Below are 20668 nucleotides of genomic sequence, written 5' to 3'. Positions count from 1 at the left end.
GGCCCGGCCCCTTCCCCAGGGGCCGGGCCTTCGGCGTTCCGTGCGCGGGCCGGGGGAGGAGCGTCAGAGGGCCTGGGCGAAGGTGCTGAACAGCCGCTGCGGGTCGTAGGTCTGCTTGACCTTGTCGAGGCGGGCGGCGCCCGCGCCGTAGTAGGCCGACTTCCAGTCGGACAGGCCGGGGTCGGTGTAGTTCTGGTACGCCGCGCCCGAGGAGTGGCGGCGCATCGCGCCGTGGAAGGCGTCCAGCCAGGCGGTGCGGGTGGCGCCGGAGCCTCCGGCCGGCCAGGACGCCAGGTACTGGGCGAGGAAGCGGGACCGGCGGTGGACGAAGGCGGTGTCGCCGGCGCCCACGCGGTTGATCGCGCCGCCCAGCGCGGTCAGCGCGACGTTGCCGGTGACGCCCTTGCGGCCGCCGCTCTCGATCTGCGCCAGCAGGGTCTGGATGCCCGCCGCGGACAGCGAGCGGTCGAAGAAGTGCGAGCGGGCCGCGTAGGTCTCCCGGCCCAGCTTCCCGTCCCCGGTGTGGCCGGGGAGGGTGCCCGGCATGTGGCACTGGGCGGTGGACTTGGAGGAGCAGCCCGCGTACGCCTCCATCGCGTCCAGGTAGCCGATCGGGGTGAGGCTGACGCGGGTGGCGGGGCCGGGGCCGCCGGGCTGGTCGGCGAGCTTGTCCACGGCGTTCTGGAGGTCGCGGTAGCCGCCGAGGGAGAAGGCCGCGACGGAGACGGACGGGGTGCCGCCGGGTCGGGCATCGAAGTGGGCGGTGGACCATATCTCGTCGGCCTGGTCCGGGCCCCACTTCTGCCAGGAGCCCAGCACCGCCGCGGCCTTCGCCCACGGCCAGGTCATGTACGCCATCACCGCGCGGGGCGCCGGGTGGGTGCGGAAGCGGAGTTCGGTGACCACGCCGAAGTTGCCGTTGCCGGCGCCGCGCAGCGCCCAGAAGAGGTCGGGGTGGTGGTCCTTGTCGCAGTCGACGGTCTTGCCGTCGGCCGTGACGACGGTCGCGCCGACCAGGCTGTCGCAGGTCAGGCCGTACGCACGGGAGACCACGCCGTGGCCGCCACCGAGCGTCAGCCCGGATATGCCGACGGTGGGGCAGGAGCCGCCGGGGACCGTGACGCCGTGCGGGGCGAGTCCCTCGTAGACGTCGATGAGCTTGGCGCCGGCGCCGATCCGGGTGGTCCCGCCGGACGGCGCGCCGACCTTGTTCAGCGCCGAGACGTCGATGATGAGCTTGCCGTCGCCGCTGGAGAAGCCGGCGTAGGAGTGGCCGCCGCTGCGGATGGCGACGGGGGCGTTGTAACGCCGGGCGAAGGCCAGGCACTCGGCGATGTCGCCGGGGTGCTCGACGTAGGCGATGGCGGACGGCTTGAGGTTGTCGAAGCGGGTGTTGTACAGGCGTCGGGCGGAGGCGTAGGCGGCGTCGGTCGTGCGTATCAGGTCGCCGTCCAGGCCCTTGCCGAGCGCGCTCCAGGCGGCCTGGGTGGCGGGGCTCTTGGCGGTGGCCGCGGTGCTCATGGCGCCTGTGGTGGTGCCGGTGGAGGAGGCCGCCGCGGCGGGGCGCCCGCCCGAGTCGCAGCCGGTGGCCCAGGCGAGGGAGGTGGCCGCGATTCCGCCGCCGGCCGTCAGGAGTGTGCGCCGCTTCACTGGGATGAATCCCCCTTGGTTGTCGTACGGTCCGGCCCCGGCCCGCCGGTCGTCCGGCCGGTGGGCGCGGGGCGCTGTGCCGGGACACCGCACCGGGCGGGGTGGGCCGGGCAGGCCCCCGTCGTGCCGTGCCGTCCGGTACCCGAGTGAAGTCCGTTGCCGCATGGTGCCGTTGTGTCCCTCACTACCCAGATGCGGCGCGGGGGGTGGTGGGTTCCCGGAACGGACCGGGTCATTCCACGGGGCGCTCCGGGGCGGTGTCGGGGCCGCTGCGCACGTCCGCCTGGTGGCGCTCGGCGTCGGCGCGCGCCTGGGAGCGGGCGCGGCGGGCCATCCCGGTCCAGCCGCACGCGCAGCGGGCCAGGCAGAACGAGCCGCGCTCGGTGGTGAACGTGCGGTGGGGGGCTTGTTCGGGCACCCGTCCACGCTACGCGCCGCACGGCCCGTTGCGTGACGAGCCCCCGTAACGGTCGTTGAACGGATCGGTCGACGCACCGTCGGAGGAGCGGGGGCGGGACGTCCGACCGTCCCGAGCGGACCGGCCGGCCCAGGCGGTCCCGAACACAGCGGCCGAGGGGGCTCGTACGCATGGTGGTGCAGGACAGACGAGGCGGGACGGTCGCCGCGGCCGTGGCCTGCGGGACGGGGCTGATGGCGGGGCTGCTGGCGACGGCGGGCTGTTCACCGGACGGGGCCGCGGCCGACGACCAGGTGGTGCCGGGGCAGGTGGCGGCCGCGGTGCAGCTGCGGCGCAGTGCCGAGGCGCTGGTCCGGGCCGGGACCGCCAAGCTGCGGACGGCGATGGAGACGGTCAGCGGCGGGACGCGGGTGGCGATCCGGGGCGCCGGCGGCTACGACTTCGCGTCCGCCAGCGGGCAGTTGCGGGTGGTGCTGCCGGATCTGAAGGGCAAGCCCAGCGGCGGCCACCAGCCGATCACCGAGATCCTGGCGCCGGGTGCGCTGTTCATGAAGAACCGCGGGGCGGGGGTGCCGGCCGACAAGTGGGTCCGGGTGGACACCGCGACGCTGTCCGACGGGAATCTGGTCACCGGTGGGGTGACCGACCCGCTGGCCGCCGCCGAACTGCTGCGCGGCGCGCGGGAGGTGACGTACCAGGGGGAGGAGCGGCTGGGCGGTGTGCTGGTGCGGCACTACCGCGGCACGACCGACCTGGCCGCGGCCGCCGGGGCGGCGTCGGCGCGCAGCAGGCCCGCGCTGGTGGCGGCGGAAAAAGGGTTCACCACCGTCGTGGTGCCGTTCGACGCGTATGTGGACACCGCCGGGCGGCTGCGCAAGCTCCGCCAGCGGTTCCGGTTCGCCAACGGCGTGCCGCAGGGGGCGGCGGTGGTCTCCACGACCGAGTTGTACGGGTTCGGCACCAAGGTCGCGGTGCGGCTGCCGGACCGGCGCGACATCTACACCGGGAAGATCGCCTCGGCGCCCTCGTAGGGCGTCCCCGGTGGACTCGCGGACCGGAAATGGTCCTTCCGTGCCATGTGCGGGGCGGGCGGCCCTCCCTACGCTGGCGGTAACCACCGCGGCGTGGGAAGGCGCTCGAAGGGAGGAGGTGTCGGACGTGCCCGCCCATCGCCATCCGACCGTTCAGGACCAGGTGGCCCTCGCCGAGATCGATCTCACCGGTGAGTTGATGATCGCGGCGGCGGCCGCGAGCGAGGACCGGCTCAGCACCGACCGGATCGACGAACTGCTGCACGTGGCCGGACCCCCGCGGGGGGACGGGGCCGACCGGGAGGCGCCGGACACGCCCTGACGCGCCCGGCGGACGGTCTCGACCGGCTCCGCGGTCAGCTCCGCAGCATCCGCTCGATGGCCTTGGTCGCTTCCTGGACCTTGGCGTCGATGGCGTCCGGGCCCTTGGCGGCCGCGTCGGCGACGCAGTGCCGCAGGTGCTCCTCCAGCAGTTGCAGGCCGAAGGACTGCAGGCCCTTCGTGCTCGCCGAGACCTGGGTGAGTATGTCGATGCAGTAGACGTCTTCTTCGAGCATGCGCTGGAGGCCGCGGATCTGGCCCTCGATGCGGCGCAGTCGCTTGATGTGCGCGTCCTTTTGCTTGGCGTAGCCGTGGCCGCCGGGCGCCGGGCTCTCCGCAGCGGTATCGGTCACAGATCCGGCTCCGGTGCGGGGGGCGGATTCCGACTGGGGGCCGTGGCAGGCCGCGTCGGCTGCGGTGCCGCCGCTGGTGCCCGCGTCCGTGGTCGTCATGGCCATCTCCCGTGGTATTGAGGCGATCCGTATACCCCCGGCGGGTATATCGTACCGAAGTTTGCGGGCACCCGCGGTACCCCGTGCAGAGCATGCTGCCCGATGGGCGACACTGAAGGAATGCCGGTTAGCTGGGTTAGCTGTGGCTGGATGATGCGCCTAGCATCAACTCGACCGAATCCGATGTACCCCGAGGATTTCACGTGCGCTTTCGTCTGACCCCCAGGGAGACGAGCTTCTACGACATGTTCGCGGCCTCCGCCGACAACATCGTCACCGGCTCCAAGCTCCTGATGGAACTGCTCGGGGCGGACGCCTCCGCACGGGCCGAGATCGCCGAACGGATGCGGGCCGCGGAGCACGCGGGGGACGACGCGACGCACGCGATCTTCCACCAGCTGAACTCCTCGTTCATCACGCCGTTCGACCGCGAGGACATCTACGCCCTCGCCTCGTCGCTCGACGACATCATGGACTTCATGGAGGAGGCCGTCGACCTGGTCGTCCTCTACAAGATCGAGGAACTCCCCAAGGGCATCGACCAGCAGATCGAGGTGCTGGCGCGGGCGGCCGAACTGACCGCCGAGGCCATGCCGAACCTCCGCACGATGTCGAACCTCACCGAGTACTGGATCGAGGTCAACCGCCTGGAGAACCAGGCCGACCAGATCCACCGCAAGCTGCTCGCGCACCTCTTCAACGGCAAGTACGACGCCATCGAGGTGCTCAAGCTCAAGCAGATCGTGGACATCCTGGAGGAGGCGGCGGACGCCTTCGAGCACGTCGCCAACACCGTCGAGACCATCGCGGTCAAGGAGTCCTGAGCCCTCAGCCATGGACACCTTCGCACTCGTCGTGACCATTGCGGTCGCGCTCGGTTTCACCTATACCAACGGCTTCCACGACTCGGCGAACGCGATCGCGACCTCGGTCTCGACGCGGGCCCTGACCCCGCGCGCCGCGCTGGCGATGGCGGCCGTGATGAACCTCGCCGGCGCCTTCCTGGGCAGCGGCGTCGCCAAGACGGTCAGCGAGGGGCTGATCGCGACCCCGCACGGCAGCAAGGGGATGGGCATCCTCTTCGCCGCGCTGCTCGGCGCGGTGGTCTGGAACCTCGTCACCTGGTACTTCGGCCTGCCGTCGTCCTCCTCGCACGCGCTGTTCGGCGGCATGGTCGGGGCGGCGCTGGCCGGCGGGACGCAGGTGATCTGGTCCGGCGTGGTCGAGAAGGTCGTCCTGCCGATGTTCATCTCGCCGGTGATCGGGCTGGTGCTCGGCTACCTCGTGATGGTCGTGATCCTCTGGCTGTTCCGGAAGGCCAACCCGCACAAGGCCAAGCGCGGCTTCCGCATAGCGCAGACCGTCTCGGCCGCGGGCATGGCACTCGGCCACGGCCTCCAGGACGCCCAGAAGACCATGGGCATCGTGGTGATGGCCCTGGTCATCGCCGACGTCGAGAAGGCCGACGACGCCATTCCGCTGTGGGTCAAGCTGGCCTGCGCGATCACCATGTCGCTCGGCACCTACGCGGGCGGTTGGCGCATCATGCGGACGCTGGGCCGGCGGATCATCGAGCTGGACCCGCCGCAGGGCTTCGCCGCGGAGACCACGTCCGCCTCGGTGATGTACGTGGCGTCCTTCATGTTCCACGCGCCGATCTCCACCACGCACGTGATCACCGCCTCGATCATGGGCGTGGGCTCGACCAAGCGCCCGCGCGCGGTGCGCTGGGGCGTGGCCAAGAACATCGTGATGGGCTGGTTCATCACCATGCCGGCCGCGGCGCTGGTCGCCGGTCTGGCGTTCTGGCTGATCAAGCTGGCGTTCGGCTGACGGTCGGAGCCGACACCCGTAGGACAGCGAAAGGGCCCGCCCCCTGATCGAGGGGGCGGGCCCTTCGTCCTGCGGTGGCACCGCCATGCAGCACCGCAGGACACCGGTGGGCGGCCGACGGGGGCCGACGGGAGAGCCGACGGCCTAGCCGAAGCGGCCGGAGATGTAGTCCTCCGTGGCCTGGACCGAGGGGTTGGAGAAGATCCGCTCGGTCTCGTCGATCTCGATGAGCTTGCCGGGCTTGCCGACGGCCGCGAGGTTGAAGAACGCCGTGCGGTCCGAGACGCGCGCGGCCTGCTGCATGTTGTGCGTCACGATGACGATCGTGAAGCGCTCCTTGAGCTCCCCGATCAGGTCCTCGATGGCGAGGGTGGAGATCGGGTCGAGCGCCGAGCAGGGCTCGTCCATCAGCAGCACCTGCGGCTCGACCGCGATGGCGCGGGCGATGCACAGCCGCTGCTGCTGGCCGCCGGACAGGCCCGAGCCGGGCTTGTTCAGGCGGTCCTTGACCTCGTTCCAGAGGTTGGCGCCCTTGAGGGAGCGCTCGACGATGTCCTTCAGCTCGCTCTTGCGGTACCTGCCGTTGAGGCGGAGGCCGGCCGCGACGTTGTCGAAGATCGACATCGTCGGGAACGGGTTGGGGCGCTGGAAGACCATGCCGACGGTGCGGCGGACGGCGACCGGGTCGACGCCGGCGCCGTAGAGGTTCTCGTCGTCCAGCAGCACCTTGCCCTCGACGCGGCCGCCGGGGGTGACCTCGTGCATCCGGTTCAGGGTGCGCAGGAACGTCGACTTGCCGCAGCCGGAGGGGCCGATGAAGGCGGTCACCGAGCGGGGCTCGATGGTCATGGAGATGTCGTCGATGGCCTTGTGGGCACCGTAGTACGCGTTCAGGCCGCTGACGTCGATTCGCTTGGCCATGGGGATCACTGCTTCTTTCTCGCGCGGCCGCTGGGCCGCTGCTGGAACGGGCGCTGCGTGCGCGCGGGTCAGCGGCCGGCCTTAGGGGCCTTCCAGCGGGCGATCCCGCGGGCCACCAGGTTCAGGACCATGACGAAGGCGATCAGCACGAGTGCCGCGGCCCAGGCCCGGTCGTAGGAGGCGTCCGAGCCCTGCTGCCACTGCTGGAAGACGTAGAGCGGCAGGGACTGCTGGGCGCCGTCGAAGGGGTTGTTGTTGATCGTCTTGGCGCCCCACACCAGCAGCAGCACCGGGGCGGTCTCGCCGGTGATGCGGGCGATGGCGAGCATCACGCCGGTGGTGATGCCGCCGATCGACGTGGGCAGGACGACCTTGAGGATCGTGCGCCACTTGGGGACGCCGAGGGCCAGGGACGCCTCGCGCAGCTCGTTCGGGACGAGCTTGAGCATCTCCTCGGTGGAGCGGACCACGACCGGCATCATCAGGATCGCCAGGGCCATCGAGCCGGCGAAGCCGGACGGGCCGAAGCCGAGGATCAGGATCCACACGGAGAGGACGAACAGGCCGGCGACGATCGACGGGATGCCGGTCATCACGTCCACGAAGAAGGTGACGACCTTCGCGAGCCTGCCGCGGCCGTACTCGACGAGGTAGATCGCGGTCAGCAGGCCGAGCGGGGCGGCGATCAGGGTCGCCAGGCCGACCTGCTCCAGGGTGCCGACGATCGCGTGGTACACGCCGCCGCCCGGCAGCGCGTCCGGGAGCGTGCCCATCGAGTGGGACAGGAAGTAGCCGTCCAGGACCTTGGTGCCGCGGGCGACGGTCTCCCACAGCAGGGAGGCGAGCGGGACCACGGCGAGCAGGAAGGCGGTCCACACGAGGCTGGTGGCCAGCCGGTCCTTGGCCTGGCGGGTGCCCTCGACGGCCGTGGTCAGCAGATACGTCGCCAGGACGAAGAGCAGCGCGGCGATCAGGCCCCACTGGAGCGTCGAGTCCAGGCCGGCGGCCAGGCCGATGCCGCAGCCGGCGCCGACGGCGACCAGGGCGAGGACCGGCAGGGTCCAGCGGGGCAGCCGGGACTGCCTGAGCGCGAGCGGGGGGCGGGACTCGGCGACCTTGCGGTGGCGGTGGCTGGTGGCGACGGTCATGAGGAGGCCCCCGAGTACTCCTTGCGGCGGGCGATGATCAGCCGTGCCGCGCCGTTGACGAGCAGGGTGATCACGAAGAGGACGAGGCCGGAGGCGATCAGGGCGTCCTGGCCGAAGGTGTCGGCCTCGCTGAACTTGCTGGCGATGTTCTGCGCGAAGGTGCCGCCGCCCGGGTCCAGCAGGCTGGCGCTGATCAGGAAGCTCGGGGAGAGGACCGTGGCGACCGCCATCGTCTCGCCCAGCGCGCGGCCGAGGCCGAGCATGGAGGCGCTGATGACGCCGGAGCGGCCGAAGGGGAGCACCGACATCCGGATGACTTCCCAGCGGGTGGCGCCGAGGGCCAGCGCGGCCTCCTCGTGCATCCGCGGGACCTGGAGGAAGACCTCCCGGCTGACGCTGGTCACGATCGGCAGGATCATGATCGCGAGCAGGATGCCGACGGTGAACAGCGAACGCGCGGCCCCGTTGCCGTAGCTGAAGATCCCGGTCCAGCCGAGGTAGTCGTTCAGCCAGCCGTAGAGGCCGCTCAGGTGCGGCACGAGGAAGAGCGCGCCCCACAGGCCGTAGACGATGCTGGGGACGGCGGCGAGCAGGTCGATGACGTAGCCCAGCGGGGAGGCCAGCTTGCGCGGTGCGTAGTGCGAGATGAACAGCGCGATGCCGACCGCGACCGGTACCGCGATGGCCATCGCGATCACCGAGCTGACGACCGTGCCGAAGGCCAGCACCGCGATGCCGAACTTGGGCTCGGTGCCGGTGGCGTTCCAGTCGAGGGTGGTGAAGAAGTTGCTCTTGTCGCCGGATATGGCGAGCACCGAGCGGTAGGTGAGGAAGGCCGCGATGGCGGCCATGATCACCAGGAGGGCGATGCCGGAGCCCCGGGAGAGCCCGAGGAAGATCCGGTCACCCGGGCGGACCGTCCTGCCGGACACCGAGGCGGCGGCCGGTGGCGGTGGCGGTGTGTCGGATAGTGGCGTTGTGGAGTAGTCCATGGGTTTCTCCGGTCTGCGGAGCCCCTGGGGGCTCCGGCGCGGCGGTGCACCGGATGGGCGGCGGCCCCGGGGAGACCGGGGCCGCCGCCGGCGGGTCAGGAGAGCGTCGCGACGGTCTTGCGGACCTTGTCGGCGATCTCGGTCGGGAGCGGGGCGTAGCCGAGGGCCGCCAGGGCGTCCTGGCCGTCCTTGCTGGAGACGTAGGTGAGGAAGGACTTGGTGGCCGGCAGGGTCTCGGCCTTGTTGCCCTTGTCGCAGGCGATCTCGTAGGTCACCAGGGTGATCGGGTACGCGCCCTCGGCCTTGGTGGCGTAGTTGAGCTTCAGCGCCAGGTCATTGGCGCCCTGGCCGGCCGGCTGGGCCTCGGAGATCGCCTTGGAGGCGTTGCCGACGGTGGCCTCGACCGGGGCCTTGGCACCGGTGTTGATCTTGACCGTCGGGATCTTGCCGGAGGTGGCGTACGACAGCTCGAAGTAGGAGATCGCGCCGCTGGTCTGCTTGACCTGCGAGGAGACGCCGGCCGAGCCGGACGCCGCCTGGCCGCCGGTGCCCTCCCACTTCTTGCCCGGCTCGTGCTTCCAGGCACCGCCGGAGGCGGCCTTGAGGTACTTGGTGAAGTTGTCGGTGGTGCCCGAGTCGTCGGAGCGGTGGAACGCCTGGATCTTCAGGTCGGGGAGCTTGGCACCCGGGTTGAGCTTCTTGATCGCGGCGTCGTTCCAGTTGGTGATCTGCGAGTCGAAGATCTTCGCCAGGGTCGGCGCGTCGAGGACCAGGTTGTCCACGCCCGGGACGTTGTAGCCGACCGCGATCGGGCCGCCGACCATCGGCAGGTCGATCGCCTGGCCGCCCTTGCAGAGCGCCTTGGACTTGGTGATCTCCTCGGGCTTGAGCGCCGAGTCGGAACCGGCGAACGCGGTCTGGCCCTGGAGGAAGGTGGTGACGCCGGCACCGGAACCGGTGGGCTGGTAGTTGATCTCGGTGCCCTGGCAGGCGCCCGAGTAGTTCTGCACCCAGACGTCCATGGCGTTCTTCTGCGCCGACGAGCCGGAGGCGAGCAGCTTGCCCTTGCCCTCGCACTTGATGTTGGCCGCCTTGGCGGAGCTGCCGCTGCCGCCGCTGCCGCCACTGGTGTTGTCGGAGCCGCACGCGGTCAGGGCCAGGGCACCGGAGACGGCGAGAGCGCCAACGGCGAGGGCGCGAACCCGGTTCTTGCGCTGAAGCTTCACTGTCGAGAGTTCCTTCCTGGTGCGCGCCGTTTCCTCGGCGTGCGGGTGGTGACGGAAAGGGGCGCGGCTGCGTTGCCTTACGGCGCGCGGCGCCCTCGGTACGGCCGAAATTAGGCAGATCAGGTGAAGCGGCCGATGGACGGGAGTGAACGCACGGTGAACCTCGGCCGTCGGCTGAGTGCGGCGCGGAGTGGGCGCGTGCGGTCGCCGCCGGGGTGTGTGCGGTCCGCGGGCGCGGTCGCGGAGCGGCGCCGTGGAGCGCCCGGTTCCGTTGGGCGGCGCCGCCCGGAGTGCTGGATTCCGTTCGGACCTCCCCCCTTCCCTTCCGCGAAACGGCCCGTCGCCCTGTCGAATTACCGGCCGGTATGGCAGCATCCGCGCCGAGACGAGCACGCGAATCGGTGCGGAACGACCGGAGGTGACTGGTGGGGAGCCAGGGGGCACAACAGGGCGTTCGGGACGCAGGTGCGGGGCGGGGCGTATGGGGCGTACGGGGCGGTCGGCTGGCGGTCTGCACCGCGGTCGTGCTCTGTGCCACGGGGTTGCTCGGCGGGACGGCGACAGCGGCGCAGCGGACGCCGGCCCCGACGCCGCCCCCCGGGGGCGACGCCCGCCACCTCGACGAGGTGCGCAAGGAGATCGAGGGCCTCTACCGCACGGCGGAGCGGGCCACCGAGGAGTACAACGCCGCCGAGGAGCAGGTCCAGCTCCAGCAGAAGAAGATCGTCGAGCTGGCCCGCACCATCGACGCCGCCCAGCAGCGGCTGGCCGCTCTGAAGCGCCGGGCCGGCGCGCTGGCCAGTGCCCAGTACCGCACCGGGGGCATTCCCCCCGAGGCGAAGCTGGTGCTCAGCGCCGACCCGGAGGTCTTTCTCGCCAATGCCGATCTCGCCCGCAAGGGGCAGCAGGCCGTCAAGGGCGTGATCAGCCAACTCACGCACCTCAAAAGCGACTTGCAGGATTACGCCGAGGACGCCAGCCACCGCTGGGAGGAGCTGGAGGCCAACCGCAAGAAGAAGGACGCCGCCCGCAAGGAGATCAACGACAAGATCGACGCGGCGAAAGAACTGGAATCCCGGCTGGCCGCCAAGGAAAAGGAACGACTGCGGAAACTGGAGGACGACCAGGCGCTGCTGGCCCAGCAGAAATGGCTCGACTCCGGCGTACTCAAAGACATCAGCAACAAAGCGTCCGAGCAGGGCAAGAAGGCGATTTCGTACGCCACTTCGCAGATCGGCAAGGATTACGTCTGGGGCGCGGTGGGCCCGGACACCTTCGACTGCTCCGGGCTGACCCTGCGCTCCTGGCAGGCCGCCGGCCACACGATTCCGCGGACCTCGCAGGAGCAGTGGCGACAGCTGCCCCGGGTGCCGCTCAAGGATATGCGCCCGGGCGACCTCATCATCTATTTCTCCGATGCCAGCCACGTCGGGATGTACCTCGGCGACGGCGCGATCGTGCACGCCCCGCGGCCGGGCCGGCAGGTGACGATCACGGGCGCCGGCTCGATGCCGATCCTCGGCGTCGTCCGCCCGGACGGGGGCACCGCCGACTGAGCCGGTGGGTGCGCGGTGCCCGCGCCCATGCGCCCGCCCAAGGCCGCATGGAGTGATTCCGGACATTCTTCGGGCACCCATTCCGTGCATTCCGTTCCGTTCGAGCGGAATGCACGGCATTGTCGGACGGCGGTGTGCGGCCGGATTGTTCAATTTCGTAGGGCAGACCGTGGGATCGGCCGAAAGATGCCCTTCCGTAGTGATCTGGTAGCGGAATGCGCTCGCCGGGGGTGATGTTCGTCATTCCCCTTCCGTGCCGCCCCAGGTGAAATGGCTTATCAGTGCTGGCATATGACGAAGGCCGCGTGCCAAAGGGCATTCCATGCGCGGCGGTCCGGACGCTATGGTCGCCCTTCGATGCCCGGTAGCCCCCGCTCAGCCGACCGATGAGCAAGGGTCGAGCCGGGCAGGGTGGCGTACCGGTGGGTACCCCACCGCGCCCCTCGGGGGAGGGAAGGAAGCAGACCGATGCCCGTACCCGTACCGCACCAGCGGACGGCCGTGCTGCCGCACCAGGCAGGACCGGTGGACCACGGCTGCGCGGAAACCGCCCGCGCCGCCGCCGTCGGCATGCCCGCGCACGGGGGCTGCCCGGAGGCTTCCGCTCCGCCGCAGGCGGCGCCCCTGGAGGCGTCCCACGGATCCGTCGACTCCGCGCCGCTGCCCCGGGACCTGCCGGCCGCCGAGCTGCCGCGGCCGGCCGCGGACCGTCGACTTCCGGCCGGATGGACTGCTGCCCGCCCGGCGTCCGGTCACGCGTCCGCCGAAGTGGCCGACGACGTGCCCTCCGCCACACCCGAGGCCCCGGCGGACGCCGCCTCCCCGGAGCCGGCGTCGCAGCCCGCCCAGGGGCTGACCCTGCTCCTGATCGGCGAGGACCCCAACAGCCACGTCCCGGAGATGTGGGACTGGGCCGGCCGCAAGGTCCGGCTGCGCACCGCCCGCAACCTCACCGAGGCCGAGCGGCTGCTCACCGACGACGTGCACTGCATCCTGCTCGACCTCACCCCCGCCGATCCGCACGGCCGCGAGGAGCTCCCCCAAGGGTCTTCGACGCGCTTCGCTCCGGCGGGCACCCCCGCGCACGCCCGGGCCGACGCCCCGGGCGCCCCCGGCGACGAACTGGCCGTGCTGCGGGCCGTGCTGCGGATGGCGCCCTCGCAGGCCGTCCTCGTGCTCACCTGCGAGACGGACGCCGAGCGGGCCGCCGACGCGGTGCGGGTGGGCGCCCAGGACTACCTCTTCCGCGACGAGCTGGACGAGAAGGTGCTCAGCCGCGCGGTGCGCTACGCCGTGGAACGCAAGCGCGCCGACCTCGCCCAGCGCCAGCTCACCGAGTCCCGGCTGCGCGCCCAGGAGAACGCCCGCCTGGAACGCGGCCTGCTGCCCACGCCGCTGCTCGACGGCTCGGAGCTGCGCTTCGCGACCTGCTACCGGCCCGGCCGCAGCCGCGCCCTGCTGGGCGGCGACTTCTACGACACCGTCCGCACCCCGGACGGCACCGTGCACGCCATGATCGGCGACGTCTGCGGCCACGGCCCCGACGAGGCCGCGCTCGGCGTCGAACTCCGCATCGCCTGGCGGGCGTTGACCTTCGCCGGGCTCTACGGCGACGAGCTGCTGGCCACGCTCCAGAAGGTGCTGGAGAACGAGCGCTCCGACGACGAGATCTTCGCGACGCTGTGCACCGTCGACATCTCCGAGGACGGCCACCGGGCCGGCGTGTGCCTGGCCGGCCACCCCGCGCCGCTGCTGGCCCGCGCCGGGGAGCAGCCCGAGCTGCTGCCGTACGAGTTCGGCGGCCCGGCGCTCGGCCTGCTGCAGGAGGCCCGCTGGCCGCGCCGCCAGGTCGAGCTGGGCCCCGCCTGGAGCCTGCTGATGTACACCGACGGCCTCATCGAGGGCCGCATCGGCGAGGGCAACCGGCGCCTGGGTCAGGAGGGCATGACCGAACTCGTCGCCCGCCAGATGGCGAGCGGCCTGACGGGCGAGGAACTGCTGGAGGCGTCGGTGCGCGAGGTCCGGGCCCTCAACGGCGGAGAGCTCACGGACGACGTGGCGGTCCTGCTGCTGGACCGGCGGTAGGCCGCGCGGGCCACCGGGCCCGGCCGGGCCCGGAGCGGAGTCGGGCCCGACCGGCCTCAGCGACCGCCGTTGTACGGGCCGTAGGGGCCGTCCGAGCTGGAGCCGCGGCGCGGGCCGCGGCCGCCGCCGGCCACCGCGCGCAGCGCCGGGCGGACGTCGACGGTGTAGACGATCACCGCGATCATGCCGATGATCGGCAGGAACGACAGCAGCGGCAGCAGGAACATCAGCGCGGTGGCGATGCCCAGGAAGATCAGCCACATGGGCTTGGTCTGCTTGTCGGCCGCGCGGTAGGCGTCCTCGCGGCGGACGGCCGCGTCGATCAGCATCACGGCGGAGTAGACGCCGAGGGCGAGCTGAACCCAGCTCAGAATGCTCTGGAATCCGTAAATCAGCACGCCGTCCACCTGCCGTTAGCCATTCGCCCTGGAAACTCGGTCTGTCATCGCGGTTCGTGTGGCTCCTGAAGGCCCCACCGTACCCGGACAACGGGCCGGGCACGTGGGAAGTGCCCGGCCCGTCCGAGAGCCACCGCTCACCGGCGGCTCACTTCGCGGACGGCGGCGGGGTGCTCTTCTTCGCCGGGCCCGCCGCGGGCTTGCGCACCGCGGTCGGCTTCTTCGCCCCGGCGGTCTTCGGCTCGGTCGAGGCGGTGGCCTTGGCCTCGGTGCGGGCCCCGTTGGCCGGCACGGTCTTGGCCCGGCCGCCGGTCTCGGTGCCGTTCTTGGCCTCGGCCTTCGCCGCCGGCTCCGGCTCGATCGCCACCGCCAGCTCCTCGACCTGCTCGGCGGCGCCGCCGCGCCAGCTCTGCACCGCGCCCCGGCCGCGCTCGGCCAGCTCGTCGTAGGTCTCCCGGGCCTGCACGGCGACCTCGGCGGCCCGGCCGACGCCGCGCAGCGCCAGCTCCTGCGCCTGGTCGCGGAACTTCTTCAGGTCCCCGTCGAGCGACCCGAGCAGCACGGTCAGCTTCTCCTGGGCCTCCTTGGCCTGCTTGGTGACCAGGGCCTGGATGTCCTTGGGGTCGGTGCTGCGGACCGACTCGAAGTGCTTGGGCGCCTCGGCCTTGATCTTCTCGACCAGCTGCGGCACCTCGCCGAGCTTCTCGGCGGCCAGGTCGGCGGTACCGGCCAGGGCGTACAGCGGGGTCGCGTCGGTCAGGGCCTTGCGGAGGTCATCGGTGGTGATGGCCATGACGTGGTTCCTCCTGGAAACGTTGGGGTTGCTCAGGTGGCGTGCGGGCCGCCGTCGGCTTCTGGCTCGTGGGGGTGGTCCCCGTCCTCGGGTCCGTCGTCGGGTCCGTCGTCGGACCGGTGCGCGGTGTCGCCGTCCGGGTCGCCGCCGTGTCCGTTCTCCTTGCGGAAGGACTCGTAGATCTGCAGCAGGACCTGCTTCTGCCGCTCGTTCAGCGACGGGTCGGTGAGTATCGCGGTCTGCACCCCGGCGCCGTCCGGGCTGCGCCGCTCGTCCAGGATCCCGGCCTGGACGTACAGCGTTTCGGCGGATATCCGCAGCGCCTTGGCGAGCTGCTGGAGGATCTCCGCACTCGGTTTGCGCAGACCGCGCTCGATCTGGCTGAGGTACGGGTTGGACACCCCCGCGGCATCCGCCAGCTGCCGCAGGCTCAGCTGCGCGGTGCGCCGCTGCTCCCGCAGGAACTCGCCGAGATTGCCGACATTGAGAGAGGCCATGTCTCGATACTGCACGGTAGCGCTAACTATTGCAAGCAAGTGCTAGCAATAGTGGCGCGCGCCATGGCGGAGGCGGTGGCACGCGGGGTCCCGGAGGGTGCCCGGTGGCGGAAAACGGGTACCCGCCCGCGGTATCGCCGACCAGGGTGGACGCCTAGGGTGAGCGGGCAAAAGCTTGTTCGCGTACGGACAGACGGGGGCGCCAGACATGGCACACAAGACGGAATCAGGACAGATACGGCGACGGCTGCGCTCCAGCACCGTCGTCCTCGGCGGCATGGGAGCGCTCGCCGCGGCCCTCACCTCCTGCGGATCGGAACCGGACAAGCGCTGCGTGGACCCCAAGAGCTACGACAGCGTCCTGGGCTACCGGGTGGTCGGCGCGGCCCAGTGCTCCCCGGCGAAGGGGACGTCCGGCACCACCACGACCGGCCGCTGGTACTACGGGTCCGGCAGCTCCGGCCGCTACGCCGAGGGCGGCACGTTCAGCAAGAGCCAGGCCGTGGACCGCGGCGGCTTCGGCTGCTCCGGCCCCGGCTCCCGGCACGGCTCCTCGGGCGGCTGACCGCGCGATGCGCCGCCACACCATCGAGCCCCGTCCCGACTGGCAGGCCCTCGTCGAGGCCCAGGGCCTGATCTACCCGCTCACCCGGTACCCCGACGACTCGCTGCGCCCCTACTGGGACGAGAGCGCCTACTACTCCTTCTCGGCCGACGAGATCGAGGAGCTGGAGGGGGTCGTCGAGGAACTGCACGGCATGTGCCTGGCCGCCGCCGAGCACATCGTCGCCCACGACCGGTTCGCCGACCTCGGCGTCACCGATCCGCGGCTGGCCGCCCGGATCGCCGAGGCATGGCGCCGGCGCGCCGAACTCCCCTCCGTCTACGGCCGGTTCGACCTGCGCTACGACGGCGACGGCCCGGCCAAGATGCTGGAGTACAACGCCGACACCCCCACCTCCCTGGTGGAGGCCGCCAGCCCGCAGTGGTTCTGGATGGAGGACCGGTTCCCGGCCGCCGACCAGTGGAACTCGCTGCACGAGCGGCTGGTCGACGCCTGGAAGCGGCAGGCGGCGCTGCTGCCGCCCGGCGCCCCGCTGCACTTCGCGCACTCGGCCGCCGACGAACTGGGCGAGGACCTGATGACCGTCGCCTACCTGCGGGAGACGGCCGAACAGGCCGGCCTGGCGACCGAGGCGATCGCCATGGAGGAGATCGGCTGGGACCGGCTCTCCGGCCGCTTCGTCGACCAGCGACTGCGCTTCGTCCGGGCCTGCTTCAAGCTCTACCCCTGGGAGTGGCTGGCCTCCGACGACTTCGGCCCGCACGTCCTGGACACCCTCGACAACGGCGGCGCCACCGGCTCCACCCTGTGGATCGAGCCCGCCTGGAAGATGCTGCTCTCCAACAAGGCGCTGCTGGCGATCCTCTGGGAGCTCTTCCCCGGCCACCCCAACCTCCTCCCCGCCCACCTGGACGGCCCCCGCGACCTGGCCGCCGGCCCCGGTTACGTCGCCAAGCCGCTGCTGGGAAGAGAGGGCGAAGGGGTCACCGTCCACCCGGCCGGATCCACCGCCGTCCGACGCGACGAACCGTGCTGCTACCAGGAGTTGGCGCCGCTGCCGGACTTCGACGGCAACCGGGTGGTGCTCGGCGCCTGGGTCGTCGAGGACGAGGCGGCCGGGCTCGGCATCCGGGAGTCGACCGGCCTGGTCACCGACGGGTACGCGCGGTTCCTGCCGCACATCATCGGGTGAGAAATGCCGTGCGGGCCCGGTGGCGCGCTGCTACCGTCTGCCGCATGCAGCGCGCTGGTCTGTCCTTCACGACGACGCCGGAGAGAGTCCCGGCGCGCTGACTGCTGACCATCGAGTCGTAGAGCCCCGGGGCGAGTGCCCCGGGGCTTCGCCGTGTGGTCACTCGCTCCTCCCGTGACACATGAGGAGATCCCGATGAACGCCACCCCCGTCCACGACCACCGCCGGCTCGGCCGCGAGCTGGACCTCTTCGACACCGATCCGCTGATGGGCGCCGGGCTGCCCTACTGGCTGCCGGACGGCGCGGCGGTGCGGCACGCCCTGGAGGAGTACATCCGCGAGACCGAGCACCGCGCCGGCTACCAGCACGTCTACTCGCCGGTCCTCGGCAAGCGCGAGCTCTACGAGATCTCCGGGCACTGGGACCACTACCGCGACGACATGTTCCCGCCCATGGACCTCGGCGGCGAGCAGGTCGTGCTGCGCCCCAGCCTGTGCCCCCACCACGCCCTCATCTACCGCTCCCGCTCCCACAGCTACCGCGAACTCCCGCTCAGAATCGCCGAGTTGGGTGGGATGTACCGCTCGGAACGCTCCGGGGTGCTCGGCGGCCTCACCCGCGTCCGGGCCATCCAGCTCAACGACGCGCACATCTTCTGCACCCTTGACCAGGTCGCGGACGAGGCCCGCGCCGCCCTGGACCTGATCCGTCGCGCCTACGCCGACCTCGGCATCCGCGCCGCCCGCTACCGCCTCTCGCTCCCCGGCGAGGGCGGCAAGTACATCGACGACCCCGCGATGTGGCGACGTGCCGCGGCCCTGCTGACCGAGGTCCTGGACGCCTCCGGCGTGTCCTACGAGGCCGCCGAGGGCGAGGCCGCCTTCTACGGCCCCAAGATCGATGTGCAGATCGCCGACCGCGCCGGCCGCGAGGCGACCCTCTCCACCGTCCAGGTCGACCTCCATCAGCCGCGCCGCTTCGACCTGTCCTACGTGGGCCCCGACGGCACCCGGCACCGGCCCGTGATGGTCCACCGCGCCGTCATCGGCAGCGTCGAACGCGCCGTCGCCCACCTCATCGAGGAGCACGGCGGCGCCTTCCCGGCCTGGCTCGCCCCCGTCCAGCTGGCGGTGCTCCCGCTCTCCGAGGACGAGCTGCCGCAGGCCGCCGACCTCGTGCGGCGCTGCCGCGAACGCGGTCTGCGCGCCGCACTCGCCGAGCCGGCGCAGGGCACCCTCGGCGCCCGTATCCGGGCCGCCCGACACGTCCCCTACCAGGCCGTCATCGGCCCCCGGGAGGCCCCCGCCGACCTCGTCGCGCTCCGTCTCCGCGACGGCCGCCGCCCCGCACCGCTGCCCGCCACCGAGGCGCTGGCCCGTATCGGGGCGGTGGTGGCGGAGCGCAGGGGGGAGCTGTGGGCGGACGCCTGAGGGGCTGCCGCCGGGCTCCGGCGGGGCTCCCGGCGGGCTACTGTCGGGCGGATGCGGAAGACACACCGGCCCCGCCGGCTCGTCGTGGGCGATCAGTGCTGGCTGTGGACCGTGCGCCACCGGCACCCCGCGTGCCGGGAGGTGCTCTCGCTGCGCCGCGAGGGCAGCCGGGAGGTGCTGCGGATCGTCTTCCGCCCCGGCCCCGGGCGCTTCGTCCCCGACGGCTTCCTGCACTCCGGCGCGGTCATGGACGACCGGCGCCGGTCGCTCAACCTCCATGAGCCGGGCGTCGTACGGAAGTTGCTGGACGCCGCGGTGGGGGACGCCTCCCTGCCCGCGCCGCCTCACTCCCTGAGCCAGAAGCTGACGGCGTGCAGCCAGGCGTCGAGCAGCGGGACGTCGCCGCGGATCTCGACCGGGCCGGTGCCGGCGCCGACCGGGGCGGGTGCGGCGCCGCGGGTGGGGATGCGGCCGTAGACGAGCAGCAGCAGATCGCTCAGGGCGCCGTGGACGGTGGTGGTGGCCGGTGCGGCGAGGGCGTCGGGGGAGGGCGGCCGGCGCCAGGTGAGGGCGTCGGCGCCGAGGGCGATCAGCCAGTCCGCCGCGGCCTCGGGGGCGGCGTCGGTGGCCTGGAAGCGGAGGGTGTGGCCCCGGCCCATGAAGTCGGCGATCCGGGGCGTGGTCTCCCGCACCACCGGCAGGGAGCCGAAGGACATCCACTCGTCGAGCGCGTCCACGGCGACGTCCTCGACGACGGCGAACGGGCGGTCGGCCCCGGCGGACCCGCCGGGGGCCTGCGCGGCCACGAAGGTGGCGTCCGCGCGGTGGACCACCGTCTCGTGCGTCATCCGGCGCGCCCAGAAGGCCGGGGTGCCGCCCGGGGCCACCGTCCACACCGGGGCGTCCGAGCCGGCGGCGCGCAGGGCGTCGGCCAACTGCTCGGCGCCGTCGGTGAGCCAGGCGCCGAGCGTGGCCGCGTCCACGTCGGGGTGACCGGAGACGTCGTCGACCAGGTCGTCGGGGACCGGGTCGGCCGCCCTCGTCCGGATGATCGTCTCGGCCCAGCGGTGGGCGCCGCCGAGGTGGCGCACCAACCGGGCGAGCGTCCAACCGGGGCAGGTGGGAACCGGCGCGGAGAGGTCCGCACCGTCGAGACGGGTCCTCAACAGGGCGGACTGGGCGACGATTTCGGCACAGTGGCGGTCGTAGCTCATCGAAGCCATGAGCCCACCGTACGGCCTGCCGCGGACGATGCTTAAGCGGTTTTCGTCCCGGTCGGGTCGGTCGCCCCCGTCGGGCGGGTGCCGATCACGACGGTGGCGTAGAGCTCGTCGGAGGTGGCCACCCGGGGGACCAGCCCGCTGCGCCGGAAGGTCTCCACGGCCCGGGGCGCCTGGCGCTCGCCGGTCTCGACCAGCAGGTGGCCGCCCGGCGCCAGCCACCGCGGCGCCGCCGCGGTCACCCGCCGCAGCACGTCGAGCCCGTCCGCGCCGCCGTCGAGCGCCACCAGCGGCTCGTGCTCGCGGGCCTCCGGCGGCAACAGGCCGACCTCCTCGGTGGGCACGTAGGGGACGTTGGCCGTCAGGACGTCGATGCGCCCCTGGAGGTGGACGGGGAGCGGGGCGAACAGGTCGCCCTCGTAGACCCGGCCGCCGGCGGCGGCGACATTGCGGCGGGCGCAGCGCACCGCGGCCGGTTCGATGTCGCAGGCGTGCAGTTCGACGCCGCCCAACGCCGCGGCCAGCGCGGCGCCCACCGCGCCGGAGCCGCAGCACAGGTCCACCGCCACGATGTGCCGCCCGGTCCGCCCGGAGAGCCGGTGTCCGAGGGCGACGGCCTGGCCGAGCAGGAACTCGGTACGGCGGCGCGGTACGAAGACCCCGGGGTCCACGGCGACCCGCAGCCCCCCGAACTCGGCCCAGCCCAGAACGTGTTCCAGGGGATGGCCTGCCGTCCGCCGCTCCACCAGGGCGGCGAGGTCGTCCGGGGTGGGGGCCGCGGCGATCAGGAGCGCGGCCTCGTCCTCGGCGAAGACGCAGCCGGCGGTGCGGAGTCGGGTGACGACGACGGAACGGGACGGCTCGGCCGTCTGGGTTGCGGAGTAAGTGCCTGATGCTGCAGGGGACTTGGGAAACGGGTGGGGCGACGACATGGTGGTG

Annotated in this window: 21 protein-coding genes; 9 read left to right on the top strand and 12 right to left on the bottom strand. The window is 72.1% G+C overall.

The annotated features are described in order from the left end of the window. Positions 1 to 63 precede the first annotated feature (63 nt). Together MOV08_RS18640 and MOV08_RS18635 are read right to left on the bottom strand one after the other, a co-directional pair. A complete protein-coding gene (locus MOV08_RS18640; RefSeq protein ID WP_275308184.1) occupies positions 64 to 1650 on the bottom strand; it encodes an FAD-binding oxidoreductase in 1587 nt (528 codons plus the stop codon). A 232-nt stretch (positions 1651 to 1882) separates the two neighbouring features. Beyond that, positions 1883 to 2068 (bottom strand): hypothetical protein, encoded by a 186-nt coding sequence (locus tag MOV08_RS18635; protein ID WP_275308183.1) that lies wholly within the window; start codon positions 2066 to 2068, stop codon positions 1883 to 1885. A gap of 170 nt (positions 2069 to 2238) precedes the next feature. On the opposite strand from MOV08_RS18635, the gene MOV08_RS18630 reads away from it, so the two are divergent. Both MOV08_RS18630 and MOV08_RS18625 read left to right on the top strand, forming a co-directional pair. Next, a complete protein-coding gene (locus MOV08_RS18630; protein ID WP_039634046.1) occupies positions 2239 to 3099 on the top strand; it encodes an SCO4651 family lipoprotein in 861 nt (286 codons plus the stop codon). A gap of 118 nt (positions 3100 to 3217) precedes the next feature. After that, positions 3218 to 3421 (top strand): hypothetical protein, encoded by a 204-nt coding sequence (locus tag MOV08_RS18625; protein ID WP_039634044.1) that lies wholly within the window; start codon positions 3218 to 3220, stop codon positions 3419 to 3421. A 34-nt stretch (positions 3422 to 3455) separates the two neighbouring features. Here MOV08_RS18625 and MOV08_RS18620 read toward each other — a convergent pair whose 3' ends face one another. Beyond that, entirely contained in the window at positions 3456 to 3872 is a 417-nt protein-coding gene (locus tag MOV08_RS18620; RefSeq protein WP_039641072.1) for a metal-sensitive transcriptional regulator, read from the bottom strand. Between the two features lie 203 nt (positions 3873 to 4075). Here MOV08_RS18620 and MOV08_RS18615 point away from each other — a divergent pair, with 203 nt between their 5' ends. Beyond that, positions 4076 to 4696, top strand: coding sequence for a DUF47 domain-containing protein (locus tag MOV08_RS18615; RefSeq protein ID WP_039634042.1), 621 nt, complete (start codon positions 4076 to 4078; stop codon positions 4694 to 4696). A gap of 10 nt (positions 4697 to 4706) precedes the next feature. Next, positions 4707 to 5705 (top strand): inorganic phosphate transporter, encoded by a 999-nt coding sequence (locus MOV08_RS18610; RefSeq protein ID WP_039634040.1) that lies wholly within the window; start codon positions 4707 to 4709, stop codon positions 5703 to 5705. A 144-nt stretch (positions 5706 to 5849) separates the two neighbouring features. On the opposite strand, the gene pstB is transcribed toward MOV08_RS18610, so the two are convergent. The 4 genes from pstB to pstS form a co-directional block, all read right to left on the bottom strand. Continuing rightward, on the bottom strand, positions 5850 to 6626 hold the full coding sequence (pstB, locus tag MOV08_RS18605) for a phosphate ABC transporter ATP-binding protein PstB (RefSeq protein WP_039634038.1): 777 nt from the start codon (positions 6624 to 6626) through the stop codon (positions 5850 to 5852). A 68-nt stretch (positions 6627 to 6694) separates the two neighbouring features. Further along, entirely contained in the window at positions 6695 to 7774 is a 1080-nt protein-coding gene (pstA, locus tag MOV08_RS18600; RefSeq protein ID WP_039634036.1) for a phosphate ABC transporter permease PstA, read from the bottom strand. Continuing rightward, positions 7771 to 8766, bottom strand: coding sequence for a phosphate ABC transporter permease subunit PstC (gene pstC, locus MOV08_RS18595; protein WP_275308182.1), 996 nt, complete (start codon positions 8764 to 8766; stop codon positions 7771 to 7773). The genes pstA and pstC overlap by 4 nt, the downstream gene beginning before the upstream one ends. Positions 8767 to 8861: 95 nt before the next feature. Further along, on the bottom strand, positions 8862 to 9992 hold the full coding sequence (gene pstS, locus MOV08_RS18590; protein ID WP_275308180.1) for a phosphate ABC transporter substrate-binding protein PstS: 1131 nt from the start codon (positions 9990 to 9992) through the stop codon (positions 8862 to 8864). Between the two features lie 425 nt (positions 9993 to 10417). Between pstS and MOV08_RS18585 the strand changes: the two genes are divergently transcribed. After that, positions 10418 to 11548: a C40 family peptidase gene (locus MOV08_RS18585; protein WP_275308179.1), complete on the top strand. Its 1131-nt coding sequence runs from the start codon at positions 10418 to 10420 to the stop codon at positions 11546 to 11548. A 468-nt stretch (positions 11549 to 12016) separates the two neighbouring features. Further along, complete coding sequence (locus tag MOV08_RS18580) at positions 12017 to 13633, top strand: SpoIIE family protein phosphatase (protein ID WP_275308178.1); 1617 nt, start codon at positions 12017 to 12019, stop codon at positions 13631 to 13633. A 56-nt stretch (positions 13634 to 13689) separates the two neighbouring features. Here MOV08_RS18580 and MOV08_RS18575 read toward each other — a convergent pair whose 3' ends face one another. The 3 genes from MOV08_RS18575 to MOV08_RS18565 all read right to left on the bottom strand — a co-directional run bounded on the left by MOV08_RS18575 (position 13690) and on the right by MOV08_RS18565 (position 15321). Then, entirely contained in the window at positions 13690 to 14031 is a 342-nt protein-coding gene (locus tag MOV08_RS18575; RefSeq protein WP_039641068.1) for a DUF2516 family protein, read from the bottom strand. A gap of 148 nt (positions 14032 to 14179) precedes the next feature. Then, positions 14180 to 14824 carry a hypothetical protein gene (locus MOV08_RS18570; RefSeq protein ID WP_275308177.1) on the bottom strand — a complete coding sequence of 215 codons (645 nt, stop codon included), beginning with the start codon at positions 14822 to 14824 and terminating at the stop codon, positions 14180 to 14182. Between the two features lie 32 nt (positions 14825 to 14856). After that, positions 14857 to 15321, bottom strand: coding sequence for a helix-turn-helix domain-containing protein (locus MOV08_RS18565; RefSeq protein ID WP_039634026.1), 465 nt, complete (start codon positions 15319 to 15321; stop codon positions 14857 to 14859). Positions 15322 to 15529: 208 nt separating this feature from the next. Here MOV08_RS18565 and MOV08_RS18560 point away from each other — a divergent pair, with 208 nt between their 5' ends. The 3 genes from MOV08_RS18560 to thrS all read left to right on the top strand — a co-directional run bounded on the left by MOV08_RS18560 (position 15530) and on the right by thrS (position 18509). Continuing rightward, positions 15530 to 15886, top strand: coding sequence for a hypothetical protein (locus MOV08_RS18560; protein ID WP_275308176.1), 357 nt, complete (start codon positions 15530 to 15532; stop codon positions 15884 to 15886). A 7-nt stretch (positions 15887 to 15893) separates the two neighbouring features. Then, on the top strand, positions 15894 to 17078 hold the full coding sequence (locus MOV08_RS18555; protein WP_275308174.1) for a glutathionylspermidine synthase family protein: 1185 nt from the start codon (positions 15894 to 15896) through the stop codon (positions 17076 to 17078). A gap of 195 nt (positions 17079 to 17273) precedes the next feature. Then, on the top strand, positions 17274 to 18509 hold the full coding sequence (thrS, locus tag MOV08_RS18550) for a threonine--tRNA ligase (RefSeq protein WP_275308172.1): 1236 nt from the start codon (positions 17274 to 17276) through the stop codon (positions 18507 to 18509). A 344-nt stretch (positions 18510 to 18853) separates the two neighbouring features. Here the strand turns inward: thrS and MOV08_RS18545 are convergent, their stop codons facing one another. Beyond that, complete coding sequence (locus MOV08_RS18545) at positions 18854 to 19732, bottom strand: maleylpyruvate isomerase N-terminal domain-containing protein (RefSeq protein ID WP_275308170.1); 879 nt, start codon at positions 19730 to 19732, stop codon at positions 18854 to 18856. Positions 19733 to 19764: 32 nt separating this feature from the next. After that, entirely contained in the window at positions 19765 to 20661 is an 897-nt protein-coding gene (locus MOV08_RS18540) for a putative protein N(5)-glutamine methyltransferase (RefSeq protein WP_275308168.1), read from the bottom strand. Positions 20662 to 20668 lie beyond the last annotated feature (7 nt).

It is taken from the genome of Streptomyces yunnanensis (assembly GCF_029011865.1).
Lineage (GTDB): Bacteria > Actinomycetota > Actinomycetes > Streptomycetales > Streptomycetaceae > Streptomyces > Streptomyces yunnanensis.
Note: the sequence above shows the minus strand (reverse complement) of the source record. Positions and strands in the feature narration are given on the sequence as shown.

Excerpts from the sequence above, each read along its gene's own strand:
- pstA (WP_039634036.1), bottom strand. The coding sequence starts at position 7,774 with ATGACCGTCGCCACCAGCCACCGCCACCGCAAGGTCGCCGAGTCCCGC.
- MOV08_RS18620 (WP_039641072.1), bottom strand. The coding sequence starts at position 3,872 with ATGACGACCACGGACGCGGGCACCAGCGGCGGCACCGCAGCCGACGCG.
- MOV08_RS18610 (WP_039634040.1), top strand. The coding sequence starts at position 4,707 with ATGGACACCTTCGCACTCGTCGTGACCATTGCGGTCGCGCTCGGTTTC.
- MOV08_RS18630 (WP_039634046.1), top strand. The coding sequence starts at position 2,239 with ATGGTGGTGCAGGACAGACGAGGCGGGACGGTCGCCGCGGCCGTGGCC.
- MOV08_RS18540 (WP_275308168.1), bottom strand. The coding sequence starts at position 20,661 with ATGTCGTCGCCCCACCCGTTTCCCAAGTCCCCTGCAGCATCAGGCACT.
- MOV08_RS18545 (WP_275308170.1), bottom strand. The coding sequence starts at position 19,732 with ATGGCTTCGATGAGCTACGACCGCCACTGTGCCGAAATCGTCGCCCAG.
- thrS (WP_275308172.1), top strand. The coding sequence starts at position 17,274 with ATGAACGCCACCCCCGTCCACGACCACCGCCGGCTCGGCCGCGAGCTG.
- MOV08_RS18580 (WP_275308178.1), top strand. The coding sequence starts at position 12,017 with ATGCCCGTACCCGTACCGCACCAGCGGACGGCCGTGCTGCCGCACCAG.
- MOV08_RS18555 (WP_275308174.1), top strand. The coding sequence starts at position 15,894 with ATGCGCCGCCACACCATCGAGCCCCGTCCCGACTGGCAGGCCCTCGTC.
- MOV08_RS18560 (WP_275308176.1), top strand. The coding sequence starts at position 15,530 with ATGGCACACAAGACGGAATCAGGACAGATACGGCGACGGCTGCGCTCC.
- MOV08_RS18565 (WP_039634026.1), bottom strand. The coding sequence starts at position 15,321 with ATGGCCTCTCTCAATGTCGGCAATCTCGGCGAGTTCCTGCGGGAGCAG.
- pstB (WP_039634038.1), bottom strand. The coding sequence starts at position 6,626 with ATGGCCAAGCGAATCGACGTCAGCGGCCTGAACGCGTACTACGGTGCC.
- pstC (WP_275308182.1), bottom strand. The coding sequence starts at position 8,766 with ATGGACTACTCCACAACGCCACTATCCGACACACCGCCACCGCCACCG.
- MOV08_RS18570 (WP_275308177.1), bottom strand. The coding sequence starts at position 14,824 with ATGGCCATCACCACCGATGACCTCCGCAAGGCCCTGACCGACGCGACC.